The organism is Microbulbifer zhoushanensis, from assembly GCF_021729055.1.
GTDB lineage: Bacteria > Pseudomonadota > Gammaproteobacteria > Pseudomonadales > Cellvibrionaceae > Microbulbifer > Microbulbifer zhoushanensis.
Genome location: NZ_JAJSAO010000005.1, coordinates 35,113 through 50,564 on the forward strand (window position 1 = coordinate 35,113; position 15,452 = coordinate 50,564).

Below are 15,452 nucleotides of genomic sequence, written 5' to 3' on the forward strand. Positions count from 1 at the left end.
CTCACTCCGCAAGCACGGGGGCTGATTTCGACTGCTCGTCGTGGGATGACTCGCCAACTGCACCCTGTTCCCCGCCATAACTCGTCAACGCACCGGAACTGATCACGCCCTCCTCGCACAGCGTCGCCAGCGCAGCGTAGGCGATACTGGCGGCGTCCACCTCGAAATACCTGCGCAGGTCATCCCGCGCTTCGCTCAGGCCGAAACCGTCGGTGCCTAAAACCACGTAACGGCCGGGCACCCAGCGGGAGATGCTGGCGGGCAGTGCGCGCATGTAGTCGCTACAGGCCACGACTGGACCCTCGATGCCCTGCAGCACCTGCTGCAAATATGGCTCCCGTTTTGCGCCGCGCTGCTGGCGATTGTGGCGCTCTACCTGTTCGGCGTCGCGGGCAAGCTCGGTGTAGCTGGTGACACTCCACACGTCGGCACACACGCCCTTTTCAGCCAGCAGTTCCTGCGCGGCCAGCACCTGTTGCATGATGCTGCCGCTGCCGAACAGCTGCACCCGGGGCGCGCCGCCCGGCGTCAATTCCGATTCGCGGTAGAGGTAAATCCCCTTCAGCACGCCCTCCTCGATCCGCTCGAGCGCTTCTTCCGGCAATGCGGGCATCGGGTAGTTCTCGTTGTAAACCGTGAGGTAGTAGAACACCTGCTCGCCGCGGCCGTACATCTCGTCGATACCCTCGCGCAGGATGATCGCCAGCTCGTAGGCAAAGGCCGGGTCGTAGCTGCGCAGGTTGGGCACGGTGGAAGCCAGGATAGGGGAGTGGCCGTCCTGGTGCTGTAGCCCCTCACCATTAAGGGTGGTGCGCCCGGCAGTACCGCCGAGCAGGAAGCCGCGACACATACTGTCGGCCGCGGCCCAGATGAGATCACCCACCCGCTGGAAACCGAACATGCTGTAGAAAATATACAGAGGGATGGTGGGTACGCCGTGGTTGGCGTAGGCGGTGCCGGCGGCCAGGAATGAGGCCATGGCACCTGCCTCGCAGATGCCCTCCTGCAGTATCTGGCCGTCCGCCGCCTCGCGATACGGCAGCAGGCTGTCGGCGTCCACTGGCTGGTACTTCTGACCACCGGGGGCATAGATGCCCGCCTCGCGGAACAGCGCCTCCATGCCGAAGGTGCGCGCCTCGTCCGGCACGATGGGGACTATATATTTGCCGACGTTCCTGTCCTTGATCAGCTTGGCCATCATGCGCACCACCGCCATGGTGGTGGAGATGGCGCGCTCGCCGCTGCCCCGGTAGAACTCTGCAAACAGTTTTCGCTCCGGTGCCGCCAGCGCCGCACAGTCAACGCGTCGCGACGGCATGGGCCCGCCGAGGGCGCGGCGCCGCTCGCGTAGGTAGCGCAGCTCGTCCGAGTCTTCCGGCGGGCGGTAGAAAGCGGCCCCGGCCAGTGCCTCCTCGTCGAGGGGAATGCCCAGCCGGCGGCCAATGGCGATACGGTCGTCACGGGAGAACTGTTTCAGCTGGTGCGCGGTGTTCTTGCCCTGGGCCGTCTCGCCCAGGCCGTCACCCTTAACGGTTTTCACCAGGATCACCGTGGGCCGCCCGCTGCCCTCGGCCGCGCGGGCAAAGGCGGCGTGGATTTTTTTCGGGTCCTGGCCACCGCGCTTGATCTCGCGCACCTCGTCGTCGGTCAGGCTGCTCATCAGCGCCCGCAGCTCGGGGGAGTTTTCCACCCAGTGCTCGCGCTGGGCGCCACCCGGCCGGGTGGAATACAGCTGGTAGTCGCCGTCCAGGGTCTCGTCCATGCGCTTCTGCAACACGCCGCGGTGGTCGTTCTGCAGTAATGTGTCCCAGCCGCTGCCCCACACCACCTTGATCACCTGCCAGTCGGCGCCGCGGAAGCTACGCTCCAGCTCCTGGATAATCTTGCCGTTGCCCCGCACCGGGCCATCCAGGCGCTGCAGGTTGCAGTTCACCACCAGCACCAGGTTGTCGAGGTTTTCCCGCGCGGCAATATTGATGGTGCCCAGCACCTCCGGCTCGTCCGCCTCGCCGTCACCGATAAAGTTCCACACCTTGCCACCGTTGGCGGGCTTGAGGCCGCGCGCCTCCAGGTACTTGGCGAAGCGGGCCTGGTAGATGGCCGACGGGGTGGAGAGCCCCATGGACGCGGTGGGCGCCTGCCAGAAACCCGGCATCTGCCGCGGATGCGGGTAGGACGAGAGGCCGCCGCCCGGCTGCAGCTGGCGACGGAAGTTTTTCAGTTGCTGCTCGGTGAGACGCCCCTCCAGGAAGGCACGGGCGTAGATGCCCGGCGCGGCGTGGGCCTGCACGTTGAGCTGGTCGCCGCCGTAACGCTCGTCACGGCAGCGGAAGAAATGGTTGAAACCCACCTCGAGCATGGTGGCGGCGGAGGCGTAGGTCGCGATATGGCCGCCGACCCCGGTGCCGCTGTCTGCCGCCTGCAATACCATGGCGATGGCGTTCCAGCGGATCATGTCCTCCACCCGCCGTTCCAGCTCCAGGTCTCCCGGATAGGCAGGCTGCGCCGACAGCGGGATGGTATTGCGGTAGGGGGTGTTCAGCGGCGCCTCGTCCAGCGGCACGCCGCTGCGCACCAGGCGCTCCTGCAGTTCGCGCAGGATTTCCCGGGCGCGGCCGGCGCCCTGGTAACGCAGGATATCGTCCAGCGCCTCCCGCCACTCCTGCAGTTCCGGGTCCAGTTCCCCGACACACTCCTGCGGATCCACTTGCATGTTCACCTCGCCCTACCCCGTTTTCAACTCCGGTCCATTCTCCAGAGGGAAAGACAGCCCGGCCCGGAAACCGGGCGGGCTGTCATCACTCCTATACCGTAAATCCAGTGCCAGCTGTCAGCCGATACCGGCCAGCGCCTGCTCCAGGTCGGCTACGATGTCCTCGGCGTTCTCGAGCCCCACCGCCAGGCGGATCAGCGTGCGGGAGATACCCGCCGCCGCCAGCTCCTCGGGCTCGTAGGTGGAGTGGGTCATGGAGGCCGGGTGTTGGATCAGGGTCTCGGCGTCGCCGAGGCTGACCGCACGCTTGCACATCTGCAGGCCGTTGATGAAGGCCACCGCCTGCTCGAAGCCCTGCTTGAGCTCGAACGCCATCACGCCACCGGCACCGCTCATCTGCTTGCCCAGCAGCTTGTAACCGGGGTGGTCCGGCAGGCCCGGGTAGTAGACCTTCTCGACCGCCGGGTGCTTCTCCAGGTACTCGGCCACCACCTGGCCGTTCTCGCCATGGCGCTGCATGCGCAGGTGCAGGGTCTTGAGGCCGCGGATCACCAGCCAGGCATCGTGCGGGCTCATCACCGCGCCCATGTCCTTGCGGGTGGTCATCTTGATCTGGTCAATCAGTTCAGCCGGCCCGCAGAGGATGCCCGCTACCACGTCGCCATGGCCGTTCAGGTACTTGGTGGCCGAGTGCAACACCAGGTCGATGCCGTGCTCGGCCGGGCGCTGCAGGATCGGCGACATGAAAGTGTTGTCGATCACCGTGACGATACCGCGCTCCCTGGCGATACCGGCCAGGGCGTCCAGGTCCATCACTGTCATGCAGGGATTGATCGGGGTCTCGCCGTAGATCACTTTGGTGTTCGGCTTGATGGCCTCCCGCACTGCCTGCGGGTCGGCCAGGTCCACAAAGCTGACCTCGATACCGAGCGCCGGCAGCTGGTGGTTGAACAGCGCGTAGGTGCAGCCGTACAGGCGGTGGGAGGTGACCAGGTGATCGCCGCTCTTCAGCAGCGCGAAGATGGCTGCAGACACCGCGCCCATGCCGGAGCCGAAGGCGGCGGCCGCCTCGGTGCCCTCGAGGATGGCCATGCGGTTTTCCAGCTCCTCCACGGTGGGGTTGCCCAGCCGCGAATAGATGTGCCCGCCCGCCTCACCGGCGAAGCGATCTGCGCCCTGCTGCACGTCGTCGAAGACGAAGGTGGAAGTCTGGTAGATGGGAGTGGACAGCGGCCCGTGCTCACCCTGCGACTGCTTGCCGCCGTGGATGGCATTGGTCTCGATATTCTTGGATTCCCACATGTGTGCCTCTCTTATCGTTATACATCCGCGAGGCACTCATGCTGGTAGTGCCCCGCCTAGGGTTCCGGCAGATCCAGCTCGGTTGTCTGCTTCAGCGCCTTCAACACGATGCTGGTATGTATCCGGGCGATGCCCGGCAGCGGTATCAGTCGCGCGGCGATGAAATGATCGAGCGCGCGGTTGTTCACGGTGCTGACCTTGATCATGTAGTCGTATTCACCGGTCACGTGGTAGCACTCCAGCACCTCGGGCATGGCCACCAGGCGGTCGAGCACCTCGGCGATCCGCTCGTGCTGGTGCAGTTCCAGGGCGATCTCGATCAGGGCCAGGTTGTCGTGCCCCAGCTTCTCCCGGTTGAGCATCGCCGCGTAGCCGCTGATATAGCCCTCCTGTTCCAGCCGCCTGACCCGGGCCAGCGTGGCCGGCGGCGACAGGTGCACCCGGTCGGACAGCTCCACATTGCTGATCCGCCCTTCGGCCTGGAGGACCCGCAGGATGGCGATATCCGTACGGTCCAGCGACGAAACAGAGGTTACCATTCGAGAGGCCTCACAGAGTATGATTAGGAAAAATCTAGATTATTCTGAATATTGTTAAGTAGCAATGACTTGCCACCGGCTCGAATTAAGAAAATTCGGTTCGGCTGGCGACCGGATTTTCGGTTATTAGGTGGGGCACGGAGGGACCGCGCGCGGCGGTCAGGGGATCCGGTGTGCCGGCCGGGATCGCCCATCAAAAAAAGCCAGCCCGCCATCGGGCTGGCCCTGGCGCGGGCTCCGCTGCATACGGAGCCCTCTTTCATATACCCTCCTGATCCGGGCATGTCCGCCGGCGACCAGAGCCGGCTAACCTATTCCCGTCTATTTCCCACCTATCGCCGTGACCGATCGAGTGTATTTCGATACGCCCGGGACTGGGGGTAAACTTTCGGGCATAGCCCCGCATAAAAGAAGAACAGCAATATGCAGCCGTATCCCGATCGCTGGCCAAACCTCGCCAGCCTGCTGATGGTGTCCATGATGGGCGCCGCCGTGCTCACCTTGCTGCCCCTCTGGGTCGGCGGGCTCAGCGACCAGGGAAACTTCACCGAGTCCCAGGTCGGCTGGCTGGCGGCAGCGGATGTGATCGGCATCTTTGCCAGTTCCGCGTCGGCGCTGTTCTGGGTCCGCCAGCTACCCTGGCGCCCGGTAACCCTGGCCGGGCTGGCGCTGTTTCTCGGTGGCAATTTACTCAGCCTGGATACCGACAGTTTCCCCCTGCTGATGTTGTTCCGGATCCTGGCGGGCCTGGGTTGCGGCGCGGCTTATGCGGTAGCGCTGGCCGGGCTCGGCGATCACCGCCGCCCGCCACTGGCATTCGGCCTGATGGTGACCGCGCAGGTGACCTTCGGCACCCTCGGGTTCTTCGCAGTGCCACGGATCATGGAGCTCTGGCAGGTCAATGGCTTCTTCCACTACCTGAACGGGTGGCTGGTGGCCACGCTAGTGGCCTGTACCCTGGCGTTTCCTGTCTCCGGGCGGGAATCCCGGGCTGCGGGCCCCGCTATCCTCACCCTGCTCCACAGGCGATCGCTACTGGTGTTCGCCACCACCGTGGTTTACTACTGTGGCGTTTCAGCGGTGTGGGCTTACCTGGAACGCATCGGTGTCGATATGGGTCTGGACGGTGCCCGGGTCGGGGACCTGCTGGGTATCGGGTTTGCGCTCAGCGGCCTGGGATCCCTGGCCACCCCGCTGGCCAGCCGCGCCCTGGGCCGGCCCGCGGCGCTGGTGACCACCTTCGCCGTGCAGGTAGCGACCCTGGCCCTGCTGATGGGCCAGGCGGATGTGAACGCCTTCCTCCTGTACGCTGCCACCTCAATCGTGTTCCAGTTTTTCTGGAGCTTCACCATTCCCCTGCTGATGGACCAGTTCAACCGCGTTGACGATACCGGGCGGTTTATCGTGCTCTGCGCCAGCGCCTTCAAGGTGGGGGAAATTCTCGGGCCGCCCCTCGCCGCCTCTGCAATCCAGCCATGGGGTTACGCCGGGGTCCTGTGGCTGGGCATCGGCTGCATGGTCCTGGCACTGGCGATGGCGCTGGTAACCGAAGGCTGGCAGCCAAGTACCCAGGCCGCACCAGTACCTGGCACCCCATGAGCAATCCCATTGCGCCATTTTATGCCCTTTGCCTCACGGTATTTCTGTGCGCCGGCACGGGAGCACGGGCCTCGGAGGACGCCGGGGACCCGTTCCGGCGACTGGGACAGACGGCGCTGGGACTCGGCCAGTTCCGCTCCGCCAACGGCACACCGGCGTCGAATTACTGGCAGCAAAGGGTCGACTACGAACTCGACGTCCAGCTCCTGCCGGAGGAATCGCAACTGGACGCCAGTGCGCTGGTGTATTACCACAACAATTCGCCTGACCGTCTGCACAACCTGTACTTCGCCCTCGACCAGGATGCACTCCTCCACGACAGCACCGCCAGCTATCAGCTCCTCGCCGGTGATCCGCCAGCGAGAACTGTCGTCATGGCACGGGCCGGCGCCACCGCGGGCTTTAACATCGAGTCGGTGCAACTGGCCAGCGGACAAACGCTGCAGTGGCAACAGCATGGAACCCTGATGCAGGTACGCCTGCCAGCCCCGCTGGAAAGCGGCGACCAGGTGGCACTGTCATTCCGGTGGCGGCTCGGCCTGCTGGACAAGCAGGCCGCAGCGGCGCGCAGCGGATACGAAGCACTGGATGACGGCAGCCGTATCTTCCTCGCAGCACAGTGGTTTCCCCGGGCGGTGGCTTACACAGACTACGCCGGCTGGCAGCTCAAGCCCTTCCTGCAGCAGGGCGAGTTTTCCCCCGAGCTGGGTCGCTACCGGGTGCGTATCACTGTGCCGGAGAACTATGTGGTGGCCGCCAGCGGTGAGCTGCAAAACGCCCGCGACGTGCTGGACCGCGAGCAACTGCGACACTGGGACAGCGAGACCGGGGACGCCCAGTGGATCGTGGATGCCGGGCGGGCGCAGCAACGACGCGGGCGCAGTACCGACCGGCGGAAGGAATGGTTCTTCCAGGGAGAACAACTGCGGGATTTTGCGTTCGCCGCATCCCCGGTGTTCCAGTGGCTACAGAAACAGGACCGCAGCGGGCGCCGCCTGCAACTGTTTTTTCCTGCCGAGGCAGCCCCCCTCTGGGAGACCTTCGGACTGGCGGCGATGGAGCATACGCTGGAGATTTTCGACCGCGCCACATTCCCCCTGCCCCGGCAGAGCATCAGTGTGGTGAATGTGGCGGGTGTCGGTATGGAGTATCCCGGTCTCTCTGCCATCGGTTTACGCCCGCAGAGGAATACGGCGGAAACCAACGCGGATGACACAAGCATGAAGGGAGGCGAGGAACAGCCCTGGGATGCGCAGACAAAATACGATTTTATCGGCAGCGTGATTCACGAGGTGGGTCACAACTACCTGCCGATGGCCATCAATACCGATGAGCGCGAGTGGGCCTGGCTGGATGAAGGCCTGGTGAGTTTCCTGGAATACCGCGCCGAGCATGCCTGGGAGGCCAGTTTCCAGGTTATTTACGGGGAACCGCGTAGCGTGGCTGGCTACACACTCTCAGCCAACCACCAGCCCATCATGACCAGCGCCGACAGCCTGAAAGAAAAAGTCCCCAATGCTTACAACAAGACTGCCAGTGTCCTGAACATGCTCCGGCACCTGGTGATGGGGCCGGAGACCTTTGACCGGGGCTTACGCCGCTTCGCCCGCGACTGGCAGGGCAAGCGCCCCGTGCCCGGGGACTTTTTCCGGGCCATGGAGAATGCCGCGGGGGAAGACCTTAGCTGGTTCTGGCGCAGCTGGTTCTACGCCGCGCACCACGTGGACTTTGCCATTACCGGCATCGCCGAGCAGGGAACCCTCCTCAGCACCAGCCCGATCGCCCAGCCAGAGCCACCGGCGCTGGCTTACACCGCCGGGGAAATTACCTCTTTTGCCGTCGATCGTGACCCGGAGCTCGTGGATGGCTATACGAAACCCCTGGAGCAACAGCCGGTGGCCCAGGCCATGACCAACGCCGGCAGCAAACTGCCCGCGCCCGGTGAGACCACACGCTGGTTTCAGCTGACGCTGGCCAACGGCGGCAACGGCCTGTTGCCGGTGCCGCTTGATATCGCTATGGACGACGGACGCGGCTTCCGCTGGCAAATTCCCGCGCAGACATGGATGCGGGCCGACCGGGGAAGGCTGGTGCTGCAGGTCCCCCTGCCGGACTCCTCCCGGCCACAGCGTATCTGTATCGACCCCCTGTGGCTGACGCCGGATACAGACCGAAGCAACAACTGTATTGAGATCGAAGCACTATGAACAGAAATCAACTCCCCGGGCTTGTGGTGCCGCTGCTCGCCATCTTCTTGCTGCCCGCAATGGCCGCAGCAGAATCGACGGCGCCCCGGCAGGACATGGCCAGTAAAGTCATGGCCCAGGCCCTGCCCTGGGACAATAAAGAATACCGGGTGGGCAGTGCCGAGCAATGCATGAACTGGACCCGGGAAGTGCTGGTGGCGGCGTGCGGCAAGCATTTCGCCACCATCGAGACACAGGAACCCTGGGACGGGCACCTGCTCGGCCCGGACGATGAGCTGCTCCCGGAACATGTGGACTCACTGGCCGCGGATGAATTCGGTGAAAAAATCATCCGCCTCGAGGATTTGCAGGCCGGCGACCTGGTGTTCCTGAAAAATACCTATGGGGACTGGGCCGAGGGTGTCTTGACCCACGTGGGCATCGCCCTGGGTGACGGGAGCTATATCCATCGCATGACTTCCAATGACGGTATTGTCAGGATCGACCCCATCCCCAGCGGCGACTTTGACTCGGGCATTCGCTTGAAGGAATCTCTGTGCTATTCCGATTGAAGCCCACCGCCGGCCGTTTTATCCAGCGGTGGCTGCCCACCCTGCTAATGGGCCTGCTGCCACTCGGCGGGTCTCTTGCCGGCGACGCAACGACACTCAAGCTGCCCTACTGGAAGCAGACTGAAAATCGCTACCAGCCGGAGCGCACCTGCTCACTTACTTCCCTGGCGATGGTGACCGATTATTTCGGCCTTACGGATCCCCAAACAACTGGCCGCACCCCGGACTACCTGTTCGGGCGACTCGATGGGGTACGCCAGACAGTGGCCGCACTGCAGGAAGGTTTTAACAGCATCGCCGCGGCTGCGGGGAGCGACCTGCGCGCTCACAGCAAGACCAACGGCACTATTAGCGAGCTCCGGGCCGCCCTCGCCACCGGACATCCTGCCATCGTGCATGGCTGGTTCACGCCATCGGGCCATATCCTGGTGGTAACGGGTTTCGATGGGGATCACTACACCGTGCACGATCCCAATGGCCGCTGGAACCTGGAGAAGTGGGGCAGCTACGATACCGGCATGTCCGGGCGTGACCTGCGCTACCCGAAAGAGGCATTTGAACTGGCGATCAACGATAACGGCAGCGGTGATGACCTCTGGCTGCATATATTCCGCAGGCAGGTAGCCACAGGGAAACAATGACCGGCGGGAGATACCTGTTAAAGCCGAGCATCACCTCCCCGCTTCCGGAACCGTGGTGTTGTCGATGATGATATTCCCATGGTGCGCAGACGCCGATACCTGCGCCAGGGCCCCGAGTCGGTCGATCATCGCCTGCCCCTCCACCGCCGGTCGTCCATCCTCAGTAGCAGTGCCCCGCCCCGTCACACCATCAACAATGCCCGCAGCATTCATGGACTCCAGCAGCGGCTGCAGTGGGGATGGCAACATCAGGTCCCGTTCCAGGTAGCCTGAGGCCAGTGCGAGCACGCCATGCACACCCCAGTTGGAAACATCGGACAGCACCAGGCAATCAGTCTGCACCGAGGCCGGGGTGATCCCCTGCCTCTCCAGGATCGGCGCCACCAGCCCCATGCCCACCTCATTGCCACCGTCGGCAAAAGCAATACTCGGGCAGCGGGACAGCTCGAGCAACAGCTCCCAGCAGGCTGTCTGCGAGCCGATTTCCTGCCCGTGCATGTTGTAATAGCAATTGTCCCCGGCGCGGCCCGGCACTTCGACAAATACCAGCAGAGTGGGCCGGAAGTGATGCAGGTGTTGTTGCACCTGCAGGCTGAAGTCCGCCGCCGTACCGCCCATGGGTTCAAATACCTGCTTGTGCCGCAACCCGACCAATCCCGCCGGCTCTTCAAGCCGCTGCAGATAATCCGGTAGCCCGACCAGGCGTACCCGGGAACCCAGTTGCTCCAGTGCCGCCGCAAGGGCGAGCGCGCCAACCGGCCCGTCTGTCTCGAAGCTCTGCCCCACCGGGAAGCCGCTGATAATGGTGACCCGCTGGCAACTGCGCAGCAGGCAGTTCATCGCGCGCTGCAGGTAGCCGCCACCCCAGACTGCGCGCACCCCGGCCATCCCACGAAAGTCGGAGTCCACCAGTGTTTGCTCCATTGCTGTTGCAAGGGCGTCAAGTTGCGGTACGTCGCCCCGCAACCCGGAATGGTCGGCAAGCGCGCGCCTGCTGGAACTTCGCCGGCTCACAGCGGACTCCAGTCAAGGTCGCCGGCTGCAGGGATGCCCGCCAGTGATGTGTTGAGCCGGTCGGTGACCAGCATATGGCCGGGACTGTGGGTGATACAGAAGTCGAGTCCCGCGTTTCGCAGGGCCTCGATCGCGGTAACGCCGCAGGCCCAGAAAGCCGGAACCTCGTCCTGCCGGAGCGGGACCGGATCGCCAAAATCCGGCTTATCTATATCGGTAATCCCGAGTGCAGCCGGGTCGCCGGCAAATACCGGCGCACCGTGAACCAGGGGATAGCGCTCGCACACCTGTTGCACTTGTGGCAATTCAGTGGGCATAAAGGGGCGCATACTGACCACCAGCCGAGCGTGGAATGGTCCGGACGCTTTGCAGGCCTGCTGTGTCCGGTACATGGGGACGTTACAGCCCTCGGAGATATTTCGTACCTCCAGCCCCTCGCGGTCCAGCGCTTCCTCGAATGAGAAGGAACAGCCAAGGGCAAACGTGACCAGGTCATCCCGCCAGTGGCAGTGGATATCCGTAATCTCTTCCGTGTCCGCACCGGCCCGGTGCAACTGGTAACGGGGCAAGTCCGAACGGATATCAATATCCTCGCCAAGTGCCGCAAGTCGGTGGTCACCGGGCGAAGAGCGATACAGCAGGGCACAGGCCCGGGGATTGGCGGTGCAAAAGGCCGCGAAATCGTCGGCATATGCCGCCGGGACTATGGCGATATTTGCCTGGACCAGGCCCGCCCCCAGTCCCGAGGTGGGAGCCCGAAAACGGCCGGCACGAATTTCCCGGCGAATATCCAGCCCGCTTTCCCCGCTCACGCCCCGGCTCCCAGCTCTTCCCGTACCATCTCCTCGCCAACGCCGGGTTTCCGGCGAGCGTTGATAAAGGTCCCGCACTCTGCTTCCACCGCCAGGCCCGCCCGCAGCACCGCGGCATCAGCATAGGGCCGCCCCACCAGCTGTACACCGGTGGGCACGCCGTTTTGCGCCAGCCCACTGGGCATGGAGAGTACCGGGCAGCGACTCAGGGTATTGAACGGGTAGGTCATAAACCATCCCTTGACCGGATCCACCTGGTGCCCGTCGATACTGATACTGTCGCGGCTGTAATCGAAATCTGCCGGCACCCGTGTCGTGCACACGGTCGGGCACAGGATAAAGTCACAGTCGCGGAAAATCCGCTCCAGTGATTCCCACATGACCTGGGCATAGGTGTGTGCCTCCAGGATCGCTGCCGGCATCGCAGCGCGGGACAGGGCAAAATAATGCCGCGCATAGGAGGTGAGCTGTTCGTGACACTCCGGCCGGTCAAACTTTTCCCGCAGCATATGCCCCATCTGCGCTCCCTGGTGCACCTGCGCGGTGTGGATACAGCGATCGTCCCAGCCCGGCGAGACAGTGTCCACCTCGGCGCCCATACGCCGCAGCATGTCGGCAAAAGCCAGTGTGTTTTGCCGTACGTCGCGCTCCAGCGGGTAAAAACCCAGGTCCAGGGACAGGCCCGCACGCACGCCCCGCAGGTCCAGTGGGTCTGCGACTACAACCTCTTTCGGCAACTGCGACATCAGGTCTACCGGATGGGGACCGGAAACCAGGTTATAGGCCAGCAGTGTATCGCGCACACTACGGGTGAGCATGCCATGGTGTACATAGGGATCCACGTTGTAAGGCGGGATTTCCGGGATGCGGCCAAACGACGCTTTCAGTCCCACCAGACCGCACATGGCGGCGGGGATGCGCAAGGACCCGCCCATATCGGTCCCGTTTGCAAGGGTGCAGAAGCCGGCGGCCAGTGCAGCCGCCGAGCCACCGGAGGAGCCGCCCGGTGTAACCAGGTGATTCCAGGGATTGCGCGTCACACCCCAGAGATCCGACCAGGTATAAGCAGCCACAGAAAACTCAGGTGTTGTCGTGCGCCCGCAGAAGGTTGCGCCGGCGGCCTCCAGGCGCTCGGGCACCGGATCGGTGACATCAGCCAGGTTGTGTTCCAGTAGGCGTGAGCCGTTGGTGGTTACCTCACCGTGGAGATAGGTTTCGTCCTTGATCGCCGTGCTGATGCCTTCCAGCTGCCGCGCGCTGCCATTCATGTAGGCCGCTTCCGCCCGCCGTGCCCCCGCCATCGCGCGGTCCAGGTAACGATCAGTGAATGCATTGATACCCGGGCCCAGCTCTTCGATGCGACGGGATTGTGCCCGTATAACCTCCACCGGGGAGATGGCACGCTTGCGAAAGAGTTCAATCGCCCCACAGGCGTCGAGATAGCACAGTTCCTCGGACATGGTATTTCCTGTGATTGATCTGGAATCTGGAGTCATGATGGGGCAGCGCCCCGGCTTGTAGAAGTGAACAACCAATGGCGCCACCGATAGGTCCCCGCCCCGGGCAAAAAAAACCGGGAACGGCAATGCCGGTCCCGGTTTTCCATCCTGTGGTCAATGGCGATCACTCAGAACTGGTAGGACAGGTTAAGGCCCACCGTACGGGGCCGCAGGTTGATCGCCCGGTAGCCCATGCGTCCGCCGAAATGCCCCGATACCTCCGCGTTTTCATTGGACAGGTTGTTCACCCACAGGCTTGCACGGTACTGGTCATAATCCGCGGCGACGTAGGCATCGAGAACGGAATAGGCATCGCGCACATAGGCTTCCCCATCCTCCTTGTCGATACGATCCGAAGCCGTCTCACCGACATAGCGGCCGGCCAGGCTGGCAGACAACCCGAGCCCATTAACCAGGACTGTATCGAATTTCAGGCCCAGGTTATGCCGCCACTCCGGTGAGCCACCCAGCTCACCGCCTTTCTCGTAAATGTAGCAATCGCTACCGCCATCCGGGCCACCGTAAGTGCAGACTTCGGCTGTCTCGGCCCACTGTGCCTCAGTCGTCGCGGCTTCATAATTCAGGGACCAGTTATCCGCGAGCCGATAGCTTGCCGCCAGCTCGATGCCGGTGGATTCCGAATCCGGGCCATTGGTGGTGCCATTGATCGGCAGGTAGCCGCCGACTGTCTGGCTCCAGTAGGTCTGGGTATTTTTCCAGTCCATCCGGTACCAGTCGGCATGTACAAACAGCGCGCCGTCCAGCAGGTAACCCTTTACACCGATCTCATAGTTATTTACCGAATCCGGTTCGTAGAACTGGATATCCTCAGTGGGCTCCTGGCCGCCCTCCTCCTTGAATGCGTTGGCACCACCGCGACGGAAGCCCTGGGAGGCGGTGGCATAGAGCATCACGTCATCAGTCAGGTCGTAGGCGGTATTGAACTTGAAGAAAGACTCGCCCGTACCTTCGATTTCCGCAACTCGCTCGCCGCTGGTAAAGCCCAGGTAGTCGGTCACTTCGCCATCGGATTCATCCGTGTAGTTGAACACCCGCGCACCGAGAGTGACATCCCAGCGCTCCGTCATTGCGTAGGTAGCCTCGCCGAACAGAGCCAGCTCTTCATAGGTACCGCCCAGGTCCTCGGCGTAGCCCTCATTGACACGCCCACCTGCCGCAGCGCGATCCAGCCAGGGAACATTCTCATCCAGCTCCGGCATCCACTCCGAGAAACGCTGGCGCTTCTCCTGCTCTGCATAATAAATGCCACCAATCCAGCTCAGCGGACCTCCGCCATTGGACACCAGCCGGGTTTCGTGACTCACACCCTCGTAGACATTGTCAAAGGTCATGTAAGCGCTGTTATTACTGCCTGAGAGCGAAATCTCCGGGGAGATCCAGCCATAGAAAGACTCGCCGTAATCGGCGTAATCTCCCTGCCCTGCAGCCTGATCTTCATAGCGCGAGGTTGTGGAGTAGATATCGGCAAAGCCCAGCGCGAGCTCCGCAGTAATGGAGTCGAGCACAAATTCCCGGTCCGAGAATTCCTCGTAACGGGACACCACAGTGTGCTCGCCATACTGGTACGGCGTATCCTCGCGGAAAGTGGTGTCAAAACAGTCGATATCGCCTTCACAGAAACGACTGACCGGCAGGCGGCTGGCACCATTGATACCATGGGCCAGCTCACTCTGCTGGATATGGCTCAATGTCACCTTGAAATCTTCAGTGGCCTGCCATAGTAATGAGATCTTGCCACCGGTGGCCTCATGCCAGTCATCATCCTCATACAGGGTCTTGCCCGGGCTGGGGTCCCCGGGCCAGGCACTGTCGCCAGTCCGCCACACCGGGTTGACGGCGCGATCGGTATAACCCTTCTCGTCCAGGTTCGCCACCGATGCACGAACCGCTACGCTGTCCCCCAGGGGCAGGTTGACGACAAAGTCCGTGTCATTGCTGATGCCGTCACTGTAATCCGTCTGGTAGATACTGGTGTTGGCGACAAATTCGGTTTCCCCCAGCTGCGGCTGGTTGGTGACATAGCGCACCGTACCGCCCAGGGAACCGGCCCCGTACAGGGTACCCTGCGGTCCGAGGAGGGTCTCGACACGGGCGATGTCCTTGATGCGGTAGCGCATATGCGGCAGCGGGGTGTCGTCCAGGTAGTACGCCAGGGTGGAGCGAACAAACTGGTCCAGGTTGTTGGCGTTTACCGGCGACACGTTCAGGCCCCGCACTGTCACGGAGTCATTAAAGCGGGCGCCGTTCAGGGGTGCGCTGATGGCGACACTCTGTTCGATCAGCTTCTTGGCGTCGGTGATATTTCGGTTGCGCAGGGCATCCTGGTCGATCGCGGAAATGTTGTAGGGAATATCCTCGACTGACTCGGCCCGGCGTGTTGCGGTTACCGTGACAGTTTCCAGTACACTCTGTTTTTCCTGATCCTTCGCTTCCTCTGCGTCGCTGGTGTCCTGGGCGAAGACGGCCGGTGCCAGGGCAAATGCCAATGTGGAAACAAGACAAGGGAGCGGCTTCTTCTTGAAAGGTACCATAACCAGTTCCTTATTATTTGCGG

11 protein-coding genes are annotated in these 15,452 nt (G+C 62.9%); 4 read left to right on the forward strand and 7 right to left on the reverse strand.

All coding sequences use genetic code 11. The features are described 5' to 3' along the window. Nucleotide 1: 1 nt before the first annotated feature. The 3 genes from aceE to LVD10_RS11005 form a co-directional block, all read right to left on the reverse strand. Nucleotides 2-2,713, reverse strand: coding sequence for a pyruvate dehydrogenase (acetyl-transferring), homodimeric type (aceE, locus tag LVD10_RS10995; protein ID WP_237063632.1), 2,712 nt, complete (start codon nt 2,711-2,713; stop codon nt 2-4). Nucleotides 2,714-2,830: 117 nt separating this feature from the next. Next, complete coding sequence (gene megL, locus LVD10_RS11000; RefSeq protein WP_237063633.1) at nt 2,831-4,015, reverse strand: methionine gamma-lyase; 1,185 nt, start codon at nt 4,013-4,015, stop codon at nt 2,831-2,833. Between the two features lie 56 nt (nt 4,016-4,071). Then, the gene (locus tag LVD10_RS11005; RefSeq protein ID WP_091506257.1) at nt 4,072-4,554 is read right to left on the reverse strand and encodes an Lrp/AsnC family transcriptional regulator; all 483 of its coding nucleotides are present in this window, start codon (nt 4,552-4,554) and stop codon (nt 4,072-4,074) included. A gap of 423 nt (nt 4,555-4,977) precedes the next feature. Between LVD10_RS11005 and LVD10_RS11010 the strand changes: the two genes are divergently transcribed. From LVD10_RS11010 to LVD10_RS11025, 4 genes are read left to right on the forward strand one after another with little or no spacing between them, the layout of a single operon-like run. Continuing rightward, nucleotides 4,978-6,153: an MFS transporter gene (locus LVD10_RS11010; protein WP_237063635.1), complete on the forward strand. Its 1,176-nt coding sequence runs from the start codon at nt 4,978-4,980 to the stop codon at nt 6,151-6,153. Beyond that, nucleotides 6,150-8,360 carry a M1 family metallopeptidase gene (locus tag LVD10_RS11015; protein WP_237063637.1) on the forward strand — a complete coding sequence of 737 codons (2,211 nt, stop codon included), beginning with the start codon at nt 6,150-6,152 and terminating at the stop codon, nt 8,358-8,360. The genes LVD10_RS11010 and LVD10_RS11015 overlap by 4 nt, the downstream gene beginning before the upstream one ends. Further along, nucleotides 8,357-8,911: an NlpC/P60 family protein gene (locus tag LVD10_RS11020; protein ID WP_232941914.1), complete on the forward strand. Its 555-nt coding sequence runs from the start codon at nt 8,357-8,359 to the stop codon at nt 8,909-8,911. Before LVD10_RS11015 ends, LVD10_RS11020 begins: the two co-directional genes overlap by 4 nt. After that, nucleotides 8,896-9,552, forward strand: a complete 657-nt coding sequence (locus tag LVD10_RS11025) for a C39 family peptidase (RefSeq protein ID WP_237063639.1) — start codon at nt 8,896-8,898, stop codon at nt 9,550-9,552. Before LVD10_RS11020 ends, LVD10_RS11025 begins: the two co-directional genes overlap by 16 nt. A gap of 30 nt (nt 9,553-9,582) precedes the next feature. Here the strand turns inward: LVD10_RS11025 and LVD10_RS11030 are convergent, their stop codons facing one another. From LVD10_RS11030 to LVD10_RS11045, 4 genes are all read right to left on the reverse strand, one after another. Next, a complete protein-coding gene (locus LVD10_RS11030) occupies nt 9,583-10,566 on the reverse strand; it encodes a glutamate cyclase domain-containing protein (RefSeq protein WP_237063641.1) in 984 nt (327 codons plus the stop codon). Further along, nucleotides 10,563-11,378, reverse strand: a complete 816-nt coding sequence (locus LVD10_RS11035; RefSeq protein ID WP_237063643.1) for a putative hydro-lyase — start codon at nt 11,376-11,378, stop codon at nt 10,563-10,565. The genes LVD10_RS11030 and LVD10_RS11035 overlap by 4 nt, the downstream gene beginning before the upstream one ends. Continuing rightward, nucleotides 11,375-12,838 carry an amidase gene (locus LVD10_RS11040; protein ID WP_237063645.1) on the reverse strand — a complete coding sequence of 488 codons (1,464 nt, stop codon included), beginning with the start codon at nt 12,836-12,838 and terminating at the stop codon, nt 11,375-11,377. Before LVD10_RS11040 ends, LVD10_RS11035 begins: the two co-directional genes overlap by 4 nt. Nucleotides 12,839-13,005: 167 nt before the next feature. Continuing rightward, nucleotides 13,006-15,429, reverse strand: coding sequence for a TonB-dependent receptor (locus LVD10_RS11045; protein WP_232941904.1), 2,424 nt, complete (start codon nt 15,427-15,429; stop codon nt 13,006-13,008). Nucleotides 15,430-15,452: the final 23 nt, after the last annotated feature.